Genomic DNA, 20822 nt, shown 5'->3' with positions numbered 1-20822 from the left:
TCGCCGATCCCGGCAAAGGTTTCTGCAAGGCGCGCGAAAATCTCGCAGCTCAGCGTCCTTCGCCGGCCGCCCACAGCGCATCCAGCCCGGCGCGATAGGTCGGGTGGGCGAAGACCAGCCCGAGGTCCTGCTTGGCGCGGATATTCCGGATGCGCCGGTTGCTGGCGTAGAAGCTGCGCGCCATCGGCGACAGCTCGGCGCGGTCGAACGGCAGCTCGGGCGGCGGGTCGATCCCCATCAGCGCGGCGGCGTAGGCGATGACGTCCTGCGGCGGCGCCGGCTCGTCGTCGACGATGTTCCAGGCGCCGCCCTGCGTGCGGCTGATCGCGCCCATGATCGCGCTCGCGGCGTCGTCGACATGGATGCGGTTGAAGACCTGGCCCGGCTTGACGATGCGGCGGGCGCGGCCGGCGCGCAGCTCGACCAGCGCGTTGCGGCCGGGACCGTAGATGCCGCCCAGCCGGAGCACCGCGAGCCGGTCGCCGATCCGCGCCCGCCAATCCTGCTCGACGCGGACACGCGCCTGGACACGGTCGTGCTCCGGCGCCAGCGGGGTCTCCTCGTCGATCCAGGCGCCCTGATGGTCGCCATAGACGCCGACCGTGGACAGATAGACCACGCGCCGCGCCGGCCCCGTCGTGATCGCATCGCCGAACGCGGCGAGGGCCGGATCGTCGCCGGATCCCGGCGGCACCGAAATCAGCACGACATCGGCCGCGGCAGCCTTGGCCAGCGTCGCGGCCGCGGGGGTCGTGCCGTCGAACAGATCGATGTCGTGAGCTGGCAATTGCGCGCGCTTGTCGGCGCTCCGCACCGTGCCGGAGATGCGCGCGAAGGCGCCGCCGTGACGATCGACGAAGCGCTGGGCGGTGTAGCCGAGGCCGATGACGAAGAGGTTCATGCGTACGGTCGACCGGATCTGCTCGAATGCGTAGGCCCCGAATTAGCCGGCATCGGGCAGCGCGCGCAAATCAATTGACGCGCGCCCGAGCCGGCTGGGCCGCCGCCGCCTGCGGACCGGGCGGTGCTGACCTGCCGCCCTTGTTATGGCTCCCGTCATGGTCCATGTCGTATGATCGGGCGACAGGAGATGGACGGCCACGATGAATTTCCACTCGATCTACCGCCACGGCTTCGCCCGCGTCGCAGCCTGCGTCACGGCCTCCAGCGTCGCCGACCCCGCCGCCAATGCGGCGGCGATCCTGGCGGCGGCGCGCGCCTGCCACGACCAGAATGCGGCGGTCGCGGTGTTTCCGGAGCTGTGTCTGTCCGGCTACGCGATCGAGGACCTCGTCAAGCAGGACCCGCTGCTCGACGCCGTGCAGCGCGGGCTGCTGACGCTGGTCGAAGCCTCGCACGATCTGACGCCGGTGCTGATCGTCGGCGCGCCGCTGCGCTTTTCCCATCGCGTCTACAATTGCGCGGTCGTGATCCACCGCGGCGAGGTGCTCGGCGTGGTGCCGAAGATCTATCTGCCGACCTATCGCGAGTTCTACGAAGGCCGTCACTTCGCCTCCGGCGCCGGCATCCGCGGCGAGATGATCGAGGTCGCCGAGACCGTGGCGCCGTTCGGCATCGATCTGTTGTTCGCTGCCGCCGACGTCGCCGGCCTCGTCATCGGCGTCGAGATCTGTGAGGACATGTGGGTCCCGGTGACGCCGGCATCCCAGCTCGCGCTCGCCGGCGCCACCGTGCTCGTCAATCTCTCCGGCAGCCCGATCACCGTCGGCCGCGCCGAGTCCCGCTCGCTGCTGTGCCGTTCGACCTCGGCGCGCTGCCTCGCAGCCTACATCTACGCGGCCGCCGGTGTCGGCGAATCCACCACCGATCTCGCCTGGGACGGCCAGACCTCGATCTTCGAGAACGGCGTGCTGCTGGCCGAGAGCGAGCGCTTCCGCCAGACCGGCCAGACCATCTTCGCCGATATCGATCTCGACCTGCTGCGCCAGGAGCGGGCGCTGATGGGCACGTTCGACGACAATGCGCGCGCGCAGGACGCCAACGTGCATTATCGCCGCATCGGCTTCGAGCTGCAGCCGACCGAGGGCGACATCGGTTTCATGCGCGCGGTCGAGCGCTTTCCCTTCGTACCGAGCGATGCGGCGCGGCTCGATCAGGACTGCTACGAGGCCTACAACATACAGGTCGCCGGCCTGACGCAGCGGTTGCGCGCCACCGGCACCAAGCGCATCGTGATCGGCGTCTCCGGCGGTCTCGACTCGACGCATGCGCTGATCGTCGCCGCCAAGGCGATGGACCTGCTCGGCCTGCCGCGCACCAACATCCTGGCCTACACGATGCCGGGCTTCGCCACCGGCGCGCAGAGCAAGTCCTACGCCCATGCGCTGATGGCCTCGCTCGAGGTCAGCGCAGCCGAGCTCGACATCCGTCCCGCGGCGACGCAGATGCTGAAGGACATCGGCCATCCGTTCGGCCGCGGCGAGGCGGTCTACGACGTCACCTTCGAGAACGTGCAGGCGGGCCTGCGCACCGACTATCTGTTCCGCCTTGCCAATGACCGCGGCGGCCTCGTGCTAGGCACCGGCGATCTCTCCGAGCTCGCGCTCGGCTGGTGCACCTATGGCGTCGGCGATCAGATGGCGCACTACAACGTCAACGCCGGCGTGCCGAAGACCCTGATCCAGCATCTCATCCGCTGGGTCATCGCCTCGCATCAGTTCTCCGCCGATGTCGACCGCACCCTGGAGGCGGTGCTGTCGGCGGAAATCTCGCCGGAGCTGGTGCCGGTGAAGGAGGGCGAGACGCCGCAGAGCACGCAGGCCACGATCGGCCCCTACGAGCTGCAGGACTTCAATTTGTTCTACACGCTGCGCTACGGCATGCGCCCGTCCAAGATCGCCTTCATGGCGCATCACGCCTGGAAGGATGCCGCCGCCGGCGCCTGGCCGCCGCACTTCCCGGCCGACAAGCGCAACGCCTACGCGCTCGCCGACATCAGGAAATGGCTGGAGGTGTTTCTCAAGCGGTTCTTCGCCTTCAGCCAGTTCAAGCGCTCGGCGATGCCGAACGGGCCGAAGGTCGTGGCCGGCGGTTCGCTGTCGCCGCGCGGCGACTGGCGCGCGCCGTCGGACGGCAACGCCGCGGCGTGGCTCGAGGACCTCGATCGCAACGTGCCGAAGTGAGGCCATCTTGCCCCACGGCGCCGCTTGCCATATCCGAACAGGCAAGCGTGCGGCGGCGTCTTTCGCGCTGCACAACATCAAACGGAGCCCATCATGAGCGTGACCGCCGCCGGCATTTCCTCGATGGCGACGAGGCAGATTCTCGCCGAGCTCGCCGCCGCCTATGAGGAGGCGACCGGCGAGGTGATCACGATCGACTCCGTCGGCGGCGTCGACGCGGCCAAGCGCATCCGCGCCGGCGAGGCGTTGGACTTCGCGGTGCTCGCCTCCGATGCGCTGCAGAAACTCGAGGCCGACGGTCATCTGGTGCCAGGCAGCATCATCGAGATCGCGGAATCGCCGATGGCAATGGCGGTGCGTGCAGGGGCGCCCAAGCCGGATCCGCTCGACGAGGCCGCGGTGCGCCAGGCGATGGAGAACGCCAAGGCGATTGGCATCTCCACCGGGCCGAGCGGCACCCATGTGCAGAAGCTCGCCAGCGAGTGGGGCCTGGAGAACGAGGGCGCCTCGCGCCTGGTCCAGGCCAAGCCGGGCATTCCCGTGGCAAGACTGCTGGCCGATGGCGAGGTCGAGGTCGGCTTTCAACAGCTCAGTGAAATGCTGGGCGCGCCCGGCATCGAGATCGTCGGCCTGTTGCCGGAGTCGCTGCAGCCCGGCACGGTGTTCGCCGCGGCGCTGTGCAAGGCCGGCGCGCATGCCGAGGCGGCGCGGGCCTTCATCGAATATCTCGTCTCGGAGGAGACCGCCGAGACCAAGCGCCAGCACGGCATGACGCCGGTGTGAGGCGAGGGATTGAGGCGAAGGGTTAAGGCGCAGACGAAGACATCGCTTCGCGGCGCGTCGTCAGGCCGCCCGCAACGGTTGGCATCAACAGGGCAATGACGAACTCAGGAGGAGCTGTCTTCCCGGCTCGTCTCGTTGTCGTCGGCGCTGCTTCGGGCAAGGCGCTCCGATCGGAGCCGCTCGCGATTGTCGTGAAACGCCTTCTGCAGCTCGGAATATTCGGAAGCTTTCGGCTGAACGGGCTTGAACAGCCTGTTGGCCTCGACGACTGCGCGGCTGGGGGGCTTGCGGTGGAGCATCTGGTTGGTCCTGTGCGTTGTCATGTGTTCTGTCACGTCTGGAGTTGTCGATCGCCGCGATCATGGTGACATCCGCGAATGCAGACCGGCATCAAGCCGTCGTTCTGCGGTCGATTTGACCTTGACCTGGGTCGGCGGCGTCAATTGAGAGGCTAACGAGGTTTGCTGGATTTGGTTCGCCACGGCGGCTAAAGCGCCGAGCAAAACACGCTCCGCGGTCCAACGCTCTGCAGCCGAAAGGAGCCGAATTGTCGAGAAGCGCTTGTCAGAACGCATCCGAGGGTGCTCAAGGCACCACCATGCATCATCTACAAGAACAATTAGTATAGCACCGGCCCGCATAACGCAAGGACCAACGCCGAACCGCTCGAGTCCTAGCGAACGACGCTCACCATCGTCCGATCGCCTCCAGCAGGCTGCCCGTGTTCAGCGGCTTTTCGAGGAATCGCGCGCGTTGGGGCAGTTCGTCGCAGGTCGGGCGCCTCTTACCCGACATCACCACGATCTCGACCGGCGGCCACCCCTCCCGCACCGCGGCGGCAAGCTTGAGACCGTCCATGGAACCCTCCATGTCGATGTCGGTTAGAAGCACGTCCACCACGCGGTCGGCCAGCACTTCGATCGCGCGATCTGCGTTGCGAACTGATATGACCTCGTGTCCCGCTCCCTGCAGCTGGAGTTCGATATCCATGAGAATGAGCGGCTCGTCTTCCACCAGTAGCACTCTCAAGCGCAATCTCCTGCAGGCCAAAAGCCTTTAAACGTTTAGAGTTGCAAGTTTCCCACGCAGCATACGTTCCGAGCCCGCTCGAATGTTTCCCCGCGCCATCGCCGACATCATCATCACCGACGAGCTCGCGCAGCGCAGTTCGGGCAATCCCGACTATCTGCGTGAGAAGCTCGCGTTTCGCGATCTCGCCCATGACATGGCCAACAGCCCCGACGAGGTGTTGCCGCGCCTCGTTCGGCTGGCCATGGAAGCGAGCCAGGCCGTGTCCGCCGGCATTTCCCTGCTCGACCGCGATGACCGGACGTTTCGCTGGTTCGCCGTTCACGGCTCCCTGGCCGCGTTCGAAGGCACGCGCACGCCGCTGGATTTCTCTCCGTGCGGCGTCACGCTGGCGACCGATGGGCCGGTGCTGATGAAGCACCCGGAGACCGTCTATGGCTGGATCAGCGATGCCGGCATCGTCGTTCCGGAGGTGCTCCTGTTGCCGCTTCAGCTCGGCGCCGCGGGCGCGGCCAGCGCGGTGGGAACGCTCTGGGTCGTCGCTGGGGACGGCGGGCATTTCTCGCAGGAGCACGCGCGCGCCCTGACCGAGCTCGCCGCCTTCGCGGCGGTCGCGCTGCGCATGGTCCAGTCGGAGGAGCGCCTGCAGACGGCCTTGCGCGACCAGGAGCAACTGACGCAGGAGATGGCACATCGGGTCAAGAACCTGCTCGCCGTCATCGGCGGCATGCTGCGACTGACCGCGCGAAGCTCGAGCTCGAAAGACGAACTGGTGAGCAAATTGTCCGGTCGCCTCGATGCGCTGTCGACCGCTCAGGAACTGGTCAGAGGATCGTCCGGGCCCGGCAAGATGTCGGGCGCGAGCCTGCAGCAGGTGCTGGCGACGGTGCTGCGTCCGTATGAGCGCGTGCTGCTGACGGGGCCGGATGTTCGCCTCGGCGATCATGCGACCAACAGCATGGCGCTGATCTTTCACGAGCTCGCCACCAACGCCACCAAATATGGCGCGCTCAGCGCCGAGCGCGGCATCGTCGAACTCAGCTGGTCGGTGGAGTCCGAGCAGTTGAGCATCGTGTGGAAGGAGACCGGCGGCCCGGCCGTGGCAGAGCCTGCCATCGCAGGCTTCGGCACCTCCCTGGTGCGTTCCACGGTGAGCCGGCATGGCGGGCAGATGACATGGCAGTGGCTCCCCGAGGGATTGACGATCACGATCGACGTCGCGACGACCAGCCTCGTCAGGTGATCTCACGCGCGTCGCCTTCCCGAACGGGCCGGGGTTGGTGCGGAGGCACACGTCGCAACAGCCATCGAGACCGTCATGACGGGCCGTGCCGTGGCCCATCAAAAAGCCGTTCGCCCGGTGTCGTCTTCGTCGGCTTCCATTCGTCTTCCAGCAGATGACGAGGGAGACGAGGATGAGCATAGAGCGCTATCGTTGGGTGATCGTTGCGGCCGGCGGCCTGCTGGGCTGCGTCGCGGTCGGCGGCCTGTTCTCGTTGCCGGTGTTCCTCAAGCCGATCGTCCAGGAGACCGGCTGGTCGGTAGCCGGGGTGTCCAGCGCGATGACGATCGGCTTCCTGGCCATGGCGGTCACAAGCATGGGCTGGGGCACGCTGTCCGACCGTATCGGCCCGCGTCCGGTCGTGCTGACCGGCTCGATCCTGCTGGCCGCGAGCCTGGCGCTGGCGAGCTTGGCGCCGTCGCTGCTCACGTTCCAACTGCTGTTCGGGCTGATGGCGGGCAGCGCCACGGCGGCGATCTTCGCGCCGGTCATGGCGACCGTCACCGGCTGGTTCGACACCCACCGCGGCCTCGCCGTCTCGTTGGTCTCCGCCGGCATGGGCGTGGCGCCGATGACGATGTCGCCGCTCGCGGCCTGGCTGGTTTCGACCTGGCACTGGCGGACCTCGATGCAGTGCATCGCCGCCATCGTCGCCGCCGTCATGATCCCGGTGTCGCTGCTGGTGCGCCGCCCGCCTTTGCCCGCGCAGGGTGACGCCGTCGCGTCCGGTCCGGCGGAGATGACGCGTTCGGCGGCATTGCGCTCGCCGCAATTTGCGATCCTGCTCGCCACCAACTTCTTCTGCTGCGCCACCCATTCCGGCCCGATCATCCACACCGTGAGCTACGCAGTTTCCTGCGGCATCCCGTTGATGGCGGCGGTGACGATCTACAGCGTCGAGGGGCTCGCCGGCCTCGGCGGCCGCGTCGCCTTCGGCCTGCTCGGCGACCGCTTCGGGCCTAAGCGCGTGCTCGTGCTCGGCCTGCTCGCGCAGGCGTTCGGCGCGCTGGCCTATGTGGTCGTGCGCGACCTCGCCGCGTTCTATGCCGTCGCGGCGATTTTCGGCTTCCTCTATGCCGGCACCATGCCGCTCTACGCCGCGATCGCGCGCGAGAATTTTCCGCAATCGATCATGGGCACGGTGATCGGTGGCACGGCGATGGCCGGCAGCTTGGGCATGGCGACCGGCCCGCTCGCCGGCGGCCTGATCTACGACAGCTTCGCCAGCTACTCCTGGCTCTACGTCGGCTCCTGGATGATGGGCCTCGGCGCCGTGCTGATGATGACGATGTTCAGGCCGTTCCCAAGGACCTCGCCGCAGCCCGGGTCCACGCCGATGCCAGCATCGGCCTGAAACGCTGCAGCGCACCCGGTGCGTCGTCGCGGTCTGACAAGCGGTCTGACAACAAGGCTTGATCGGCCGGCAGGAACGCACCGGTCGCGGCCGGGTTGGGCGAGCGTGGAGTTCAACCCGCTGGAGATCCGACCCATGAAGAAGACTCAACTCGCCATCGCCACCTTCGTCGCCGCAACCCTCGCCGCCGTTCCGCTCGCGGCGCAGGCGAAGCATCACAAGAAGCATAACGCCGCGAACTCGGCGACCTCGTCGCAGACCAGCGGTCAGACTACCGGCAGCAACATGAAGTCCGGCCGCGATTCCACCTCGTCGAGCCAGGGCAATGTCGGCCCGGGAACGAACCAAGCGGGAAGCATGAGCAAGTAGGGGGCGGCATCGGTCGCCTGTTAGCATTGGAGAGCCCAACGGCTCTCCAATGCCGGAGTTTGATCCGGAACGTGCAACGATTTGAGATTCGGTGCGGTGCCTCAACTGTCCGTCTCGGAAGGCTTCCGATATGCAAGTCGAAGGGGCTTGAGGAGGCTCGCAGTTTGAGCGTCAGGCAGGCGGTGCCAGTTTGGCGACGGCGGTGCTCAGCCGTTTCGTGGCGGCGATCAGATCGGCGAGTAGCTTCTCGCCGATATCGATCCGGCCCTGGTAGCTCGCAAGGTTGCGTTCGTTGTGCGCTTTCAGAAAAATCTGAATATCGGCGTTGCTCACACCGATCGTGTGCGTCAGTGTTTGATAGACCGTGATCCGATTTTCAGAGCGATAGCCCTCGCGCCGAAGCGCCGCGAGCGCGAACTTATGCGCAGCTTCAACGGCAAGATCAAATTGGCTATCCGTTTCGATGCTTTCATTCTGCGCATCGGCGAGGCCGCGCTGCGCCGATTTCAGCATGCTGTCATACTCTTTGCGCAACGGCGGCTCGGCCTTGAGCTGGTTGATTTTGACCAGATTTCGAGTTCGGGCCTAGCCATGGCGGAGCTCGTTTTCGGAGCCGATGAAGAAGAGCTTGGGCGATTGGCTGATCTTGTTCATCACAGATCCCTCATCGCAGACATGACGTTGCCAATCCTGTGATGACACGAACAGCGGATGAACGGGACGCTTCAACGTCAGTTCGGCTTCTTGAGCCGCGGCGTAGAGTTCCGAATAATTGAGGTCGTCTCCAATCACCATGATGTCGACGTCGCTCTCGGCGGTGTCGGTACCTTTGGCCACGGAACCAAATACAAAGGCCGATTGGATTCCACTCGCATGCCGCTCGAACGATTTCTTCAGCGGCTCGGTCACGTTGACCGTTTTTTCGAGTAGACCGCGCAAGTCCTCGAAGACCGGCGCCTCTTTGTTCGCGCGGTAATGCTTTTGATTGCCGACGCGTTCGACGGTCACAAGTCCAGAGCGATGCAAGCGGCGCAGCTCACGATCCACTGCTCCTACTCCTGAATCGACATGGCGGAGGATCTCCGAGGTGTAAAAGCTGCGCTCCGGGTGGCCGAAGAGGAGCGCCAGGACGCGTTGCTGCACTTTCGAGAACAGCGCGTCGGATAAGCCGAAATTTTTAGGTGTCGTTCCCATATTGGGAAGTATAGTACCGCAAACGATGAACAATCAATCATCGCGAGTTAAACGCAATCAGATCAATGGCTTGAAGGCGCGGCGAATTTCAGTCCGAGATGACGGCGACAGTGCACAAATCGCGCCGATCGCCCGTCTAGCCTTGCCCTCTCACGCGCCGCAGCCAGCAAGGTTCGCACGAGACCAGCGGATTGCTCACGCTATTCGTGCGAACGGACGCAACGGTTCGCCAAACTCACCGATCACTTCGAAGCCTGCCTGATCTTGTGATCGAGATGCCCGGTGCCGTGGTCGCGGCGCAGCTGGCTCAGCGAGGTCTCGTTGAGCTGCAGCAGCACCTCGCCGAGCTGGGTCGACTCCGGGTAGCCGGCCGCGAACGTTTTGCCGTAGATCTTGCGCAATGTGCCGACCAGCGTATTGCCGTGCTTCTTGCTGATTTCGCCGTCCTTGTCCCGATGGCGGCCGTCGAGGCCCGTTTCTTTCATCCGTCTCTCCCCTTGCGACTTCTGCGGTCGTGACAGCCTGCGCTCAATCAACGGGATTGGCAACGCTGCAGCGCGATAGATGGCGTCGCGTGAGCTTTCCGCGTGCCGGTCCGGGTCACGGCCTCTTTATCAAGGCGGCGGTCAGAAAGATTTCTGTTGCCGTTTTTCCGAAATCGTGCTCTACTCCGCGCATCCCGCCTCATGCAGAGGGCGTACGCGTCGTCACGATACGTGGAGGTGGGTTGCGATGGACGTGGATGCTGCGCCAGACGAGCGTGGTGTCGCGGACGGCGAAGTCGTGTGGTCCCGGCCTCCCGATGCTGAGGTCAAGCCTGCTGCGGATGCGCGAGCGTCCCGCGGGTGATGGGGGCAAGAAAGCCCGGTCCCCAAGGAGAGCACGAAGGACACCGTAACACTATCGCGCAGGGAGGGCCGGGTCGTCCGGCTGGACCTGTGGTACCTGCCGCCTGCATTTTTTTCGCAGGCGGGCCACGGGCCTCAGTCGAGGTCCGGCTCTCCCTGCGCCTCTCGCAATTCGGGGCGCGCGACCAAGGCATCTCTCGGGCCGATCCAGCCGCGAGATCGCGCGCGCATGCCCGAGGCGGCTGCGGCCGGCTGTTTCACAGGAGCAGGAGGGAATCTCATGCTGCGCTGCGGGATGTGCGCGCCGCGGAGAGCGATGCAGGAGTGGACGGCGACTTGCCATCGGAGACCGTCGTGTCGGCTTGACAGCGTGCGAGGGGCGTGTGGGATTCCGCACATTTTCCTCCCCGTGAGACGGATCGGCTGCGGCCGGCCAATTTGTCTCAGTTTTTGCGCCGGCTTCCGCAGCAAACGTGCCACGCCGAACTTGTCAGCCGCGTTTAATTCTGCTCATTGCTCCTTCGAATGCGTTTGCATGCGCGTCCAACGATCGACCGAAGTCGACAGTCAGTGAGGAAACCGATATGCGCAGATTAAGTTTAGTCATTGCCCTCGTCCTCCCCATGTTCGGTCACGCGGCCTCGGCCGAGGACACCCTCAAGATCGGATACATCGATCCGCTGTCCGGAGGCGGCGCCAGCGTCGGCGAGGGCGGCCTGAAGACGTTCCAGTATCTGGCCGACGAGCTCAACGCCAAGGGCGGCATCCTCGGCCACAAGATCGAGATCGTGCCGTTCGACAACAAGACCAATCCGCAAGAGAGCCTGGTGCAGGCCCAGAAGGCGATCGACGCCGGCGTTCGCTACGTCACGCAAGGCAACGGATCGTCGGTCGGTCTGGCGCTGTCGGATTTCGTCACCAAGCACAACACGCGCAACCCCGGCAAGGAAGTCCTCTACTTCAACTATGCCGCCGTCGATCCGAGCATGACCAACGAGAAGTGCAGCTACTGGCATTTCCGCTGGGACGCCAGCTCGGACATCAAGATGGAGGCGCTGACCAACTACATGAAGGACATTCCGTCGATCAAGAAGGTGTACCTGATCAATCAGGACTACTCGTTCGGACAGTCGGTGCGCAGCGATGCGCGCAAGATGCTGACGGCCAAGCGGGCCGATGTCCAGATCGTCGGTGACGAGCTGCACCCGCTGCTGAAGATCACGGATTTCTCGCCCTATATCGCCAAGATCAAGGCGTCCGGCGCCGACAGCGTCATCACCGGCAATTGGGGCCAGGATTTCGCCCTGCTGCTCAAGGCCGCTGCGGACGCCGGCCTGAAGGTCAACTGGTACACCTACTACGCCGGCGGCGCCGGCGGGCCGACCGCGATCAAGCAGACCGGGCTCGATCACCAGGTCTTCCAGCTCACCGAAGGGTTCGCCAATTCCGGCCATCAGGCAGCGATGGATTTCGAGAAGGCGTTCCGTGCGAAGGTCAACATGTCGCTCTGGTATCCGCGCGCGGTGAACGAGATGCGCATGTTCAAGGCTGCGGCCGAGAAGGCCAATTCGATCGATCCGGTGAAGGTGGCGGCCGCGCTGGAGGACCTGAAATTCGAGGTTCTCGACGGCGGCACTGGCATCATGCGCAAGGATGACCATCAGTTCTTCCAGCCGATCTACATTTCGTCGTTCGGCAAGCTCGCCGCGAACGAACCGTTCGACGAGGAGAACACCGGTTGGGGCTGGCACCTGGTTTCCAGGGTCGATACGCCGCAGGCCATGGTGTCCACGACCTGCAAGATGGCGCGGCCGTAAATCGTCCACGCCGCCGGCCCGCGGCCGTTGGTCGCGGTCGGGCGGCGTCCGGACGTTCCAACGGCGGCGACGACGCCGCGGGCCTCGAGACCATCGATTCACGAGTGCGCTGTGCTTGAACTCATTGTCATATCGACCCTGAATGGCGTGCTGTTCGGCATGCTGCTGTTTCTGCTGTCGAGCGGTCTCACGGTCATTTTCAGCATGATGGGCGTGCTCAATTTCGCCCATGCGAGCTTCTACATGCTCGGTGCCTTCTTCGGCTTCCAGCTCACCAAGCGGATCGGCTTCTGGCCGGCGCTGCTGCTCGCGCCACTGCTGGTGGGCGCGATCGGGATGGCCGTCGAGCGCTATGGCCTGCGCAACACCCATCGGCACGGCCACGTCGCCGAGCTGCTGCTGACCTTCGGCCTCGCGTTCGCGATCGAGGAGATCGTGTCGATGATCTGGGGCCGGAGCCCGGTCGACTACCGCGTGCCGCCGCTGCTCGACTTTCCGGCCTTCACCGTGTTCTCGACCAATTATCCCGCCTACAAGATCTTCATGCTGGCGGTGTCGATCGTGATCTTCGTGGCGCTGCTGATCGTGCTCAGGCGCACCCGGGTCGGCCTCGTCGTCCAGGCGGCGTTGACCCATCCGCATATGGTTGGGCATCTCGGTCACAATGTCGGACGGGTGTTCATGGCCGTGTTCGGCGTCGGCAGCGCGCTCGCGGGTCTTGCCGGCGTGATCGCCGGGCCCGCTCTGGTGACGCAGTCCGACATGGCGGCGTCGCTCGGGCCGATCCTGTTCGTGGTGATCGTCTTCGGCGGCCTCGGCTCCCTGCCTGGGGCGTTCATTGCCTCGCTGGTCATCGGGCTGGTGCAGACCTTTGCAGTCGCGATCAACGGCTCGCTGGCGAGCGCGTTCGGTCCGCTCGACCCGGCGGCGGCGCCGTCCGTGCTCGGCGACATCTGGAACGTCTCGGTCGCCCAGGTCGCGCCGATCATTCCCTATCTGCTGCTGGTCGTCGTTCTGATCGTGCGCCCCGTCGGGCTGTTGGGGACGCGTGAATCATGACCGCTGCAGCGACTTCGACGCCGAGCATCCCGGCGAAGCCCGCAGGCGACCAACTGCGCTTCTACGCCGTCTGGCTGGTCGGCGTCATCGTGCTGATCGTTCTGCCGCTGCTGTTTTCGTCCGGCGGCTCGCTGACGTCCTTCAGCCTGATCGGGATCGCGATCGTGTTCGCGCTCTCGTACAACATCCTGCTGGGCCAGACCGGGCTGCTGTCGTTTGGTCACGCCGTTCACTACGGCCTCGGCGGCTTCGCGGCCTGTCACATGATGAATGCGGTGGTCGCCCACGGCTGGCCGATTCCGCTCCCATTCATTCCGCTGTTCGGCGGCCTCGGCGGCCTCGCCTTTGCGATCGTCATCGGCTGGGTCATGACCAAGCGCGCCGGCACCGTGTTCGCGATGATCTCGCTCGGCATCGGCGAACTGGTGGCGTCATCGTCGCTGATCCTGCGCTCGGTGTTCGGCGGGGAGGCCGGCATCACCACCGACCGCACCGCCTTGCCGCGCATGTTCGGCTGGACGTTCGGGCCGCAGCTTCAGGTCTATTATCTGATCGCCTTCTGGCTTGTGATCTCGGCGATCGCGATGTACGCGCTGACCCGGACTCCGCTGGGGCGGATCAGCAATGCCGTTCGCGACAATCCCGAGCGCGTGCAGTTCATCGGCTATGATCCTCACGTCGTCCGCTACCTCGCGTTCTGCTTTGCCGGATTCTTCGCCGGCATCGCCGGCGGCCTGGCTGCGATCAGCTTCGAGATCGCGAATTCCGCCTATCTCGGGGCGATCCAGTCCGGCCTCGTGCTGTTCGCAACCTTCATCGGTGGCACCGCTTATTTCTTCGGGCCGATCCTCGGCGCGGCCCTGGTGACGTATCTGCAGCTCGGACTGACCAACGTCACCAGCGTGTGGCAGCTCTATTTCGGCATCATCTTCATCGGCATCGTGATGTTCGCGCCCGGCGGCATCGCCGGAATCCTGATGATGCACCGGCCGCTGGCGCGCGCCGGAACGTTGTGGTCCGTGCTTCCGTCCTATCTCGTCGCGATCGTGCCGACCGCGGCGCTCGCCTGCGGCATCATCCTGACCATCGAGACGGTCGCGCGTTCTTCCGGGGGAGAGGGCAACCCGATCAACCTGTTCGGCATCGCCTTCAATCCCGCATCACCGGTGACCTGGATCGCGGCTGCGGTTCTTCTCGTCGGCGGCTTCTTCGTCGCGCGACTGACGTGGCAGCGCCTCGCGGAGGCGTGGGATCGCGCCGCCAGCGCCGCGCGTGAGCGGGAGGATCGGGCATGACTGCAGCCATCGAAGTCCGTGCCGTCGAAAAGCGCTTTGGCAATGTCGGGATCATCCACGACCTCAATCTCAGCGTCGCACAGGGCGAGCGGCATGCCATCATCGGTCCGAACGGCGCCGGCAAGTCCACCACCTTCAACCTGATCAGCGGTCACATCAGGCCGACCTCGGGCGAGGTGAGGCTGAACGGGGACGTGATCTCCGGCCTGCAGCCGTTCGAGATCAATCGGCGCGGCCTGTCGCGCTCGTTCCAGGTCACCAACGTGTTCGCCCGCATGACCGTGTGGGAGAATGTCCGTTGTGCGGTGCTGTGGGCGACCGGGCACCGCTACGCGTTCTGGAAGAACGTGGACAGCCTGCCCGAGGTGCGCGAGCGCACCGCGCATATTCTCGAGGACATCCATCTGACGCACCGCCGCGACGTTCCGGCCGGCCTGTTGACCTATGCCGAGCAGCGCGAGCTGGAGATCGGCATCACCATCGCGAGCGGCGCCACGGTCGTCATGCTCGACGAGCCGACGGCCGGGATGAGCCATGCCGAGACCGAGCGCGCGGTGTCCCTGATCCGGCGGCTGACCGAGGGCCGCACGCTCGTCATCGTCGAGCACGACATGAGCGTCGTGTTCGGCCTCGCGGATCGCATCTCGGTGCTGGTCTACGGCCACATCATTGCGTCCGGGACGCCCGAGGAGATTCGGCGCGACCCGAAGGTGAAGGAAGCCTATCTGGGCCAGGAAGCGCACTGATGCTCGAGGTCAGAAATCTTCACGCCTATTACGGCAAGAGCCACATCCTTCAGGGCGTCGATCTCGATGTCGGGGCCGGCGAGGTCGTGAGCCTGCTCGGCCGCAACGGCGTCGGCCGTTCCACGACGGTCAAGGCGATCATGGGGGAAGTCCATCCGCAAGGCACCATCCGCTTCAAGGGCAAGGACATTGCGGGTCTGCCGAGCTACCAGATCGCGCGCCTCGGCCTCGGCTACGTTCCCGAGCATCGCGACATCTTCCCGAGCCTGACCGTCCGGCAGAACCTCCTGCTCGGGATCAAGGACACGCGCCGTCCGGGCAAGTGGCGGCTTCAGGACATGCTCGACATGTTTCCCAATCTCGCCGCGCGTGCCGATACGGCCGCGGGCGTGCTGTCCGGCGGCGAGAAGCAGATGCTCACGACCTGCCGCACGCTGATGGGCGATCCCGACCTCATCATGATCGATGAGCCGACGGAAGGTCTGGCGCCGCTGATCGTGCAGCAGGTGGGGGATCTCATCGCGCGTATCGCGCAGGCCGGCGTCTCCATTCTGCTCGTCGAGCAGAAGCTGTCGATCGCGATGCGGATCTCGAAACGCGTCTACATCATGGGCCACGGCCGCGTGGTGTTCGAGGGTACGCCCGATCAGCTCAAGGCGAATGCCGCGGTGCGGCAGGAGTGGCTCGAGGTCTGACGGCCTATCGTCGGCGCAGCTCGGACGGGCTATGTCCGAATTTGCGCCGGAACACGGTGCTGAAATGCGACGAGCTGCTGAATCCGAGCTGGTAGGCGACCTCGGTCACCGACAGCGCGCGCTGCGCCGGTCGCGTCAGCATGTCGTACCCGCGTTGCAGGCGACGGTCGAGGATCCACTCCGACACCGACATGTCGGTGAGCCGAAACAGATAGTGCAAGTGCCGGAGCGAGACCCCGTTATTCCTGGCAATCTTCTCGAGCGAAAGATCATGGTCGGTAAGATGTTCCTCGATCCAGGCCTTGACCGAGCGCAGACGGGCTTTCCGCGCCGTGGCATCCTCGGAAAACTGGTCCTTGTCGCCCATGTCCAACGCAAGCGCCAGCACGTCCATCAACTCGTCGCCGAGCCGCGATCTCGCAGCTTCGTCGACCGACGATGCTTCCGACGCCAGCGTCGCGCAGAATTCGGCGGCGATCCGACCAAGCCCGCGTCCGGTCGCGATCGTCATCGCGACCGGAATCCGGTTCTCGCTGAACCGCAGCGAAAAGTCCTTGCGCGGGATCTCGAGGTAGAGCGATCGGACCTTCCCGACGCATTCCAGATCGTAGGCTTCGGCCGCGGAGAAGATGGCACCTATGTGCGCATTCGTATTCAGCGTCTGGCCCGCCTGAAGGACGTTGACCTTGCCCTGCTGAACGAATTCGACGTAGTAGCAGTCCTTGTCGAGCCTCGCGATATGCCGCCGCCGTCGTGATATCCGCTGCTCTGACAGCAGGACGTCGGTCATCGTCAGCACGCCAAATCGTGCCTCCCGGATGAAGCCCTGATAGTCGGAGCGTTGCTCGGCCTCGACGTCGACATGGACATAGACGTCGCAGATGGCGCCTTGCCAGGCAGCGTAGCGCTTGGAAGGCTCGAGGCTTTCCGTCGTGAACACCAGCTCCATCGGTCATCCATCGCGTGCAGCCCGAGCTGCATTTTGCATCGCACAAGGACCGTTCCGCAATTCTAGTTGCCCAGCGGCTCTACGCAAGCCAACTTTGCGCGGGCATGAAAAAGCTTTGCGCTCCGACGCAAGCGTCACTCGGGACGGCAAGCTAAGACAACAGAAACGGGAGGAAGCAGTCGCGGATGCCAATGTGGGCGTGCGTGATTTGCCGTACCAGGAATGCAGCAATGGGGGGAGGTCTGCCTTCACCGATGACGACGAGGTTCACGCGTCCTGTCGGCTCCATTGCCGACATCGCGGCGCTGGAGCGGCTGTCATATGACGCCCTCGTCCCTGCTCGAAATCTCCATCACCTGTTCGAGGCGACCGCCCGATTGCATCCGGACCGGCAGGCACTGACCGTTCTGACCCCTCGCGAATCCCGCGACGTCAGCCTCACTCACCGTGAATTGCTTGTCGACATATCCCGCGCGGCGAACTTGTTCAGGGTGTCCGGCATCAGACCGGATGGACCGACCGTTGCATTCCTCTGCCCGAGCCTGCCGCAGGTCTTTCCGGCCTTGCTCGGCGCCCAGGTCGCCGGCGTCGCGAGCTCGATCAACTATCTGCTGAACGAGGACGCGATCGTCGATCTCCTCGAAGCGCAGAATGCAGCGCTGCTTGTGATCCCTTCTGAAGCCGACGATCCGGCGCTCTGGCACAAGGCGAACAAGGTCGCCGCGAGGGTCAAATCTTTGCGGAAGATCCTCGTTCTAGGCGAGGGCTGCGACGCGAACGGCCGAATGGCCGGCTTTGACGAAGCCGCTTCGAAGCACCGGGATGCGCTCGATTTCGAACCCTCGAATGATCGGCAGTCGGTGTGCGCGCTCTTCCACACGGGAGGAACGACCGGACGTCCGAAGCTCGTCCGCCTGACCCATGGCAACCAGATCCACGCCGCATGGGGCTTCGCCCAGGTTCACGGCCTCGACGAGTTTGACATCGCGCTGAACGGGTTTCCGCTGTTTCATGTCGGCGGCACCATGACCGCAGGTCTATCGATTCTCGCCGCTGGCGGCCACGTGATCATTCCATCGCCCTACGGTCTGAGACTCCCGGAGGTCATCCGCGACTATTGGCACACCGTCGCGCGACATCGCGTGACGATCGTGAGCGGCGTGCCGACCTCCATTGCGGCTTTGGCGGAGGTGCCGATCGGGTCCTGCGATATCAGCTCGGTCCGGATGGCGCTGACCGGGGGGGCGGTGCTCCCGAAGGCGGTCGGTGACCGTTTCCAGGCCAGGACGGGAGTGAGGTTGTTCGAGACCTACGGGATGACGGAGACCGCGGCGGCGATCGCGTTCAACCCGGGCCGCGGCGAGCCGCTTCAGGGCAGCGTCGGATTCAGGGCGCCATTCTCGAGAACGAAGATCGTGGCGCTCGATGACCCGGATCTGAGAAAGGCGTGTCCTCCGCTCACGAGCGGCTTGGTGCTGGCCAAAGGCCCGCAGGTATTCCCCGGGTACGTCGACCCCGCGCACAATGTCGGTGTCCTGACCGACGATGGTTGGATCGTGACCGGCGATATCGGCTACCTCACCGCGGACGAGCGGCTGGTTCTCACAGGTCGGGAGAAGGACCTCATTGTCCGGAGTGGCCACAATATCGATCCGGCCGCCATCGAAGATGTCGCCAATGCATTTCCTGGCGTGCAAATGAGCTCTGCCGTTGGCATGCCGGACGCCTACGCCGGCGAGGTGCCGATTCTCTTCGTTGTGCCATCGCCTCAGCAGACGATCGAGGTGGCGCAGCTCTGCGAGTACCTCGAGCAGAATGTCCACGAGCCCCCCGCGCGCCCGAAGCGCGTGGTGGTGCTGGAGGCGCTTCCGGTCACCGCCGTGGGCAAGATCTTCAAGCCGACACTTCGTGATCTCGCCGTTCGGGAGAAGGTCAGGACGGAAGTCGATCGGATATTCGGTCCTGCAACCGCGGCAGACATCCAGGTCAGCAAGGACGACAAGCTCAACACCGTCGTCTGCGTTTCGGTCGAAACGATCGACGAGGTCGCGCTGGGCCGGCTTGCAGAGAGCCTGTCGGCGTTGCCGCAGACCTATCGCATTGAAGGGACACCGCCACGCGGGCGGGCATAGTCGGGAATTGGTGAGAGCGACAATGAAGCACTTTCGGCTGGGTCAACAGGAGATCGTGTTCGCCGTCTTCGCGGTGCTCTTCCTGGCCTTCTCGATCTTCCTCAAAGGCTTCCTGACTGCCGACAACATGCTCACGCTGCTGCAGAACGTCGCCGTTCTCGGCATTCTGGGCCTGGCGATGGCCGTTGTCGTCATCGGGCGCGGCATCGATCTGTCGCTAATCGCCGCCCTCGCGGTCCCCGGCGGGCTCGTGCTGCAGATGGTGCAGAACGGTCACTCGTTGCCGGCCTCCTTGCTCGCCGCCGGCCTTCTGGCGGTCGCCATCGGTCTCGTCAATGGCTGGCTGATCGCCTATGCGGAGGTGCCGCCGCTGTTTGCGACGCTCGCGACCGGGCTGTTTGTTGCGGGTCTAGGGCAGGCGGCCCTGTTCCAACTCGACGTCGTCCAATGGAGCGACGGCATGGCGGGATTCGAGCGGCTCGGGCAGGGCAGCATCCTCGGCATTCCGACCTCGATCGTGATGTTTGCGATCGCCGCGGTCGCGGTGTTCGTGCTGCTGCGTCAGACCCGTTGGGGAGCCTTCATCTATGCAGTCGGCGACAATCCGTTCGCCGCACGGGTGACCGGCATGCCCTCGCGGCCGATCGTCGTGCTGCAATATGTGCTTGCCGCCCTGATCGGCTGCTTTGCCGGTCTCGTGATGGCGGCATCCGTCAACTCCATGCCGACCCGGATCTTCAACTCGACCATGATCTATGACGTGATCCTCGTCGTCGTGCTCGGTGGCATCGGATTGTCCGGCGGCCGCGGCGGCGTCGTGAACGTCATCATCGGCACGCTGCTGATCGGGACCATGCTGAACGGCATGACGATTCTGGATATCCCGTATGCCGGGCAGAACCTGATCAAGGGTGTCGTCCTGCTGATCGCGGTGATCACCGATACGATCTTGAATCCGCGTAACGAAGAAACGGCCCAACAAGGCGACATCTAGTCCAGTACGAAGAATGAAAACATCAAAACGGGAGAAAACGATGATGATGCGCACGCACAGCTTGGCACTCGGAAGTCTGGTGGCGGTGACGCTCGCTGCAGCGCCAGCGCTCGCGCAGCAGGGACTCGACGAGCCCTTTCAGAAGACGTTTCGCGAGGCGCTCGCCGGCAAGACCGTCGCCTATGTACCGGTCGCCATGAATTTCGATCTGACGGAGGGCTGGTACGCGGGCCTGAAGAAGGAGCTCGAACCCTATGGCGTCAAGTTCGAGATCCGCGATCCCAACTGGAACACCAACGCGGGCGCGCAGGCCGTCACCTCGCTGATCTCAGAGAAGCCGGCGGTCATGGTGATTCACAATCCCGACGTCCAGACCTACGCCAAGCTGTTGCAGCGCGCAGAAAACGAAGGGATCTACGTCATCCAGATCAACATGGGATCGGCCTATCGCAGCTCGGCCTTCGTCGGCGCGAACTGGATCGAGATCGGCGAACGCCAGACCGAGGGCGTGGTCAAGGCCTGCCAGGGCAAGTCGAACAAGATCGCGATCATCCAGGGGGCGCTGTCGGCGGCCGCCAGCGCCTACACGCTCAAGGGCGTCGAGAACGTTCTTGCCAAGCATCCTGAAATCAAGGTGGTGTCGAGCCAGGCCGCCGATTGGGATGCGGCGAAAGCCAAGGCCATCACGCAGACGGTCCTGAAGCAGAATCCCGACCTGTGCGGCATCGTCGGCTTCTGGGACGGCATGGATATCGGCACGGCCGCGGCGATCAAGGAGGCCGGCCTCACCGGGAAGGTCTTCCTGGCGACATCGGGCGGCGGAGAGCGCAAGGGCGCCTGCGAGCTGGTGAAGAACGGCTCGTTCGATCTGAACATGAGCTACGACGTGCCGACGCAGGCGGCGCAGATGGCCGGGACGATCAAGTGGCTGCTGTCCTCGGGGGTGAAGGCGGGTTCGGTCAAGGGCTTCGAATACAGCACGCTGATTCCGATCACCAAGGAGAACGCAGACTCCCAGACGTCGTGCTGGAACCTCTCCGATCTCAAGAAATGACGGCGCTCCACGGCGCGCGTTCCGGCCCGGCCGGGACGCGCTTCAGGATTTTTGCATTGGCAATACCCATGGAAGGCAG

At 64.6% G+C, this 20822-nt stretch carries 21 protein-coding genes; 13 read left to right on the top strand and 8 right to left on the bottom strand.

The annotated features are described in order from the left end of the window. Positions 1–49: 49 nt before the first annotated feature. Complete coding sequence (locus ACQR1B_RS04005) at positions 50–901, bottom strand: NAD-dependent epimerase/dehydratase family protein (protein ID WP_434834143.1); 852 nt, start codon at positions 899–901, stop codon at positions 50–52. A 202-nt stretch (positions 902–1103) separates the two neighbouring features. Between ACQR1B_RS04005 and ACQR1B_RS04000 the strand changes: the two genes are divergently transcribed. After that, on the top strand, positions 1104–3143 hold the full coding sequence (locus ACQR1B_RS04000; RefSeq protein ID WP_434834144.1) for an NAD(+) synthase: 2040 nt from the start codon (positions 1104–1106) through the stop codon (positions 3141–3143). 93 nt (positions 3144–3236) lie between these two features. Further along, complete coding sequence (locus ACQR1B_RS03995) at positions 3237–3926, top strand: substrate-binding domain-containing protein (RefSeq protein WP_434834145.1); 690 nt, start codon at positions 3237–3239, stop codon at positions 3924–3926. 104 nt (positions 3927–4030) lie between these two features. Here ACQR1B_RS03995 and ACQR1B_RS03990 read toward each other — a convergent pair whose 3' ends face one another. From ACQR1B_RS03990 to ACQR1B_RS03980, 3 genes are all read right to left on the bottom strand, one after another. Next, on the bottom strand, positions 4031–4249 hold the full coding sequence (locus ACQR1B_RS03990; protein ID WP_434834146.1) for a hypothetical protein: 219 nt from the start codon (positions 4247–4249) through the stop codon (positions 4031–4033). A 36-nt stretch (positions 4250–4285) separates the two neighbouring features. After that, the gene (locus tag ACQR1B_RS03985; protein WP_434834147.1) at positions 4286–4501 is read right to left on the bottom strand and encodes a hypothetical protein; all 216 of its coding nucleotides are present in this window, start codon (positions 4499–4501) and stop codon (positions 4286–4288) included. 112 nt (positions 4502–4613) lie between these two features. Then, the gene (locus tag ACQR1B_RS03980; RefSeq protein WP_434834248.1) at positions 4614–4949 is read right to left on the bottom strand and encodes a response regulator; all 336 of its coding nucleotides are present in this window, start codon (positions 4947–4949) and stop codon (positions 4614–4616) included. An 88-nt stretch (positions 4950–5037) separates the two neighbouring features. On the opposite strand from ACQR1B_RS03980, the gene ACQR1B_RS03975 reads away from it, so the two are divergent. The 3 genes from ACQR1B_RS03975 (at position 5038) to ACQR1B_RS03965 (ending at position 7960) form a co-directional block, all read left to right on the top strand. Next, positions 5038–6198 (top strand): sensor histidine kinase, encoded by a 1161-nt coding sequence (locus ACQR1B_RS03975; protein WP_434834148.1) that lies wholly within the window; start codon positions 5038–5040, stop codon positions 6196–6198. A gap of 172 nt (positions 6199–6370) precedes the next feature. Next, positions 6371–7591, top strand: a complete 1221-nt coding sequence (locus tag ACQR1B_RS03970; protein ID WP_434834149.1) for an MFS transporter — start codon at positions 6371–6373, stop codon at positions 7589–7591. Positions 7592–7726: 135 nt separating this feature from the next. Next, the gene (locus tag ACQR1B_RS03965; RefSeq protein ID WP_434834150.1) at positions 7727–7960 is read left to right on the top strand and encodes a hypothetical protein; all 234 of its coding nucleotides are present in this window, start codon (positions 7727–7729) and stop codon (positions 7958–7960) included. Positions 7961–8131: 171 nt separating this feature from the next. On the opposite strand, the gene ACQR1B_RS03960 is transcribed toward ACQR1B_RS03965, so the two are convergent. The 3 genes from ACQR1B_RS03960 to ACQR1B_RS03950 all read right to left on the bottom strand — a co-directional run bounded on the left by ACQR1B_RS03960 (position 8132) and on the right by ACQR1B_RS03950 (position 9639). Next, positions 8132–8473, bottom strand: coding sequence for a hypothetical protein (locus ACQR1B_RS03960; RefSeq protein WP_434834151.1), 342 nt, complete (start codon positions 8471–8473; stop codon positions 8132–8134). A gap of 72 nt (positions 8474–8545) precedes the next feature. Next, complete coding sequence (locus tag ACQR1B_RS03955) at positions 8546–9187, bottom strand: nucleotidyltransferase domain-containing protein (protein ID WP_434834152.1); 642 nt, start codon at positions 9185–9187, stop codon at positions 8546–8548. 209 nt (positions 9188–9396) lie between these two features. Then, on the bottom strand, positions 9397–9639 hold the full coding sequence (locus tag ACQR1B_RS03950; RefSeq protein WP_434834153.1) for a hypothetical protein: 243 nt from the start codon (positions 9637–9639) through the stop codon (positions 9397–9399). A gap of 947 nt (positions 9640–10586) precedes the next feature. On the opposite strand from ACQR1B_RS03950, the gene ACQR1B_RS03945 reads away from it, so the two are divergent. From ACQR1B_RS03945 to ACQR1B_RS03925, 5 genes are all read left to right on the top strand, one after another. After that, positions 10587–11819: a branched-chain amino acid ABC transporter substrate-binding protein gene (locus ACQR1B_RS03945; protein WP_434834154.1), complete on the top strand. Its 1233-nt coding sequence runs from the start codon at positions 10587–10589 to the stop codon at positions 11817–11819. Between the two features lie 111 nt (positions 11820–11930). Continuing rightward, positions 11931–12878, top strand: coding sequence for a branched-chain amino acid ABC transporter permease (locus ACQR1B_RS03940; protein ID WP_434834155.1), 948 nt, complete (start codon positions 11931–11933; stop codon positions 12876–12878). Then, positions 12875–14173: a branched-chain amino acid ABC transporter permease gene (locus tag ACQR1B_RS03935; protein ID WP_434834156.1), complete on the top strand. Its 1299-nt coding sequence runs from the start codon at positions 12875–12877 to the stop codon at positions 14171–14173. The genes ACQR1B_RS03940 and ACQR1B_RS03935 overlap by 4 nt, the downstream gene beginning before the upstream one ends. After that, a complete protein-coding gene (locus ACQR1B_RS03930; RefSeq protein WP_434834157.1) occupies positions 14170–14919 on the top strand; it encodes an ABC transporter ATP-binding protein in 750 nt (249 codons plus the stop codon). Before ACQR1B_RS03935 ends, ACQR1B_RS03930 begins: the two co-directional genes overlap by 4 nt. Continuing rightward, complete coding sequence (locus ACQR1B_RS03925) at positions 14919–15614, top strand: ABC transporter ATP-binding protein (protein WP_434834158.1); 696 nt, start codon at positions 14919–14921, stop codon at positions 15612–15614. Before ACQR1B_RS03930 ends, ACQR1B_RS03925 begins: the two co-directional genes overlap by 1 nt. 4 nt (positions 15615–15618) lie before the next feature. On the opposite strand, the gene ACQR1B_RS03920 is transcribed toward ACQR1B_RS03925, so the two are convergent. Then, positions 15619–16563, bottom strand: coding sequence for a helix-turn-helix domain-containing protein (locus tag ACQR1B_RS03920; protein WP_434834159.1), 945 nt, complete (start codon positions 16561–16563; stop codon positions 15619–15621). Positions 16564–16817: 254 nt separating this feature from the next. Between ACQR1B_RS03920 and ACQR1B_RS03915 the strand changes: the two genes are divergently transcribed. The 3 genes from ACQR1B_RS03915 to ACQR1B_RS03905 are packed head-to-tail and all read left to right on the top strand — an operon-like array spanning position 16818 to position 20743. Then, positions 16818–18695 carry an AMP-binding protein gene (locus ACQR1B_RS03915; protein WP_434834160.1) on the top strand — a complete coding sequence of 626 codons (1878 nt, stop codon included), beginning with the start codon at positions 16818–16820 and terminating at the stop codon, positions 18693–18695. Positions 18696–18717: 22 nt separating this feature from the next. Continuing rightward, positions 18718–19689: an ABC transporter permease gene (locus ACQR1B_RS03910; protein ID WP_434834161.1), complete on the top strand. Its 972-nt coding sequence runs from the start codon at positions 18718–18720 to the stop codon at positions 19687–19689. A gap of 43 nt (positions 19690–19732) precedes the next feature. After that, positions 19733–20743, top strand: coding sequence for a sugar ABC transporter substrate-binding protein (locus ACQR1B_RS03905; protein ID WP_434834249.1), 1011 nt, complete (start codon positions 19733–19735; stop codon positions 20741–20743). The last annotated feature ends 79 nt before the right edge of the window (positions 20744–20822 follow it).

Source organism: Bradyrhizobium oligotrophicum (genome assembly GCF_051168495.1).
GTDB lineage: Bacteria > Pseudomonadota > Alphaproteobacteria > Rhizobiales > Xanthobacteraceae > Bradyrhizobium > Bradyrhizobium oligotrophicum_A.
The sequence above is the reverse complement of the archived record's forward strand: the minus strand, read 5'-3'. Positions and strand labels throughout refer to the sequence as shown.

Bases quoted from the DNA above. Each gene is read 5' to 3' on its own strand.
- ACQR1B_RS04005 (WP_434834143.1), bottom strand. From the start codon at position 901: ATGAACCTCTTCGTCATCGGCCTCGGCTACACCGCCCAGCGCTTCGTC.
- ACQR1B_RS04000 (WP_434834144.1), top strand. From the start codon at position 1,104: ATGAATTTCCACTCGATCTACCGCCACGGCTTCGCCCGCGTCGCAGCC.
- ACQR1B_RS03995 (WP_434834145.1), top strand. From the start codon at position 3,237: ATGAGCGTGACCGCCGCCGGCATTTCCTCGATGGCGACGAGGCAGATT.
- ACQR1B_RS03990 (WP_434834146.1), bottom strand. From the start codon at position 4,249: ATGACAACGCACAGGACCAACCAGATGCTCCACCGCAAGCCCCCCAGC.
- ACQR1B_RS03985 (WP_434834147.1), bottom strand. From the start codon at position 4,501: ATGCGTTCTGACAAGCGCTTCTCGACAATTCGGCTCCTTTCGGCTGCA.
- ACQR1B_RS03975 (WP_434834148.1), top strand. From the start codon at position 5,038: ATGTTTCCCCGCGCCATCGCCGACATCATCATCACCGACGAGCTCGCG.
- ACQR1B_RS03970 (WP_434834149.1), top strand. From the start codon at position 6,371: ATGAGCATAGAGCGCTATCGTTGGGTGATCGTTGCGGCCGGCGGCCTG.
- ACQR1B_RS03965 (WP_434834150.1), top strand. From the start codon at position 7,727: ATGAAGAAGACTCAACTCGCCATCGCCACCTTCGTCGCCGCAACCCTC.
- ACQR1B_RS03960 (WP_434834151.1), bottom strand. From the start codon at position 8,473: ATGCTGAAATCGGCGCAGCGCGGCCTCGCCGATGCGCAGAATGAAAGC.
- ACQR1B_RS03950 (WP_434834153.1), bottom strand. From the start codon at position 9,639: ATGAAAGAAACGGGCCTCGACGGCCGCCATCGGGACAAGGACGGCGAA.
- ACQR1B_RS03945 (WP_434834154.1), top strand. From the start codon at position 10,587: ATGCGCAGATTAAGTTTAGTCATTGCCCTCGTCCTCCCCATGTTCGGT.
- ACQR1B_RS03935 (WP_434834156.1), top strand. From the start codon at position 12,875: ATGACCGCTGCAGCGACTTCGACGCCGAGCATCCCGGCGAAGCCCGCA.
- ACQR1B_RS03930 (WP_434834157.1), top strand. From the start codon at position 14,170: ATGACTGCAGCCATCGAAGTCCGTGCCGTCGAAAAGCGCTTTGGCAAT.
- ACQR1B_RS03925 (WP_434834158.1), top strand. From the start codon at position 14,919: ATGCTCGAGGTCAGAAATCTTCACGCCTATTACGGCAAGAGCCACATC.
- ACQR1B_RS03920 (WP_434834159.1), bottom strand. From the start codon at position 16,563: ATGGAGCTGGTGTTCACGACGGAAAGCCTCGAGCCTTCCAAGCGCTAC.
- ACQR1B_RS03915 (WP_434834160.1), top strand. From the start codon at position 16,818: ATGACGACGAGGTTCACGCGTCCTGTCGGCTCCATTGCCGACATCGCG.
- ACQR1B_RS03910 (WP_434834161.1), top strand. From the start codon at position 18,718: ATGAAGCACTTTCGGCTGGGTCAACAGGAGATCGTGTTCGCCGTCTTC.
- ACQR1B_RS03905 (WP_434834249.1), top strand. From the start codon at position 19,733: ATGATGCGCACGCACAGCTTGGCACTCGGAAGTCTGGTGGCGGTGACG.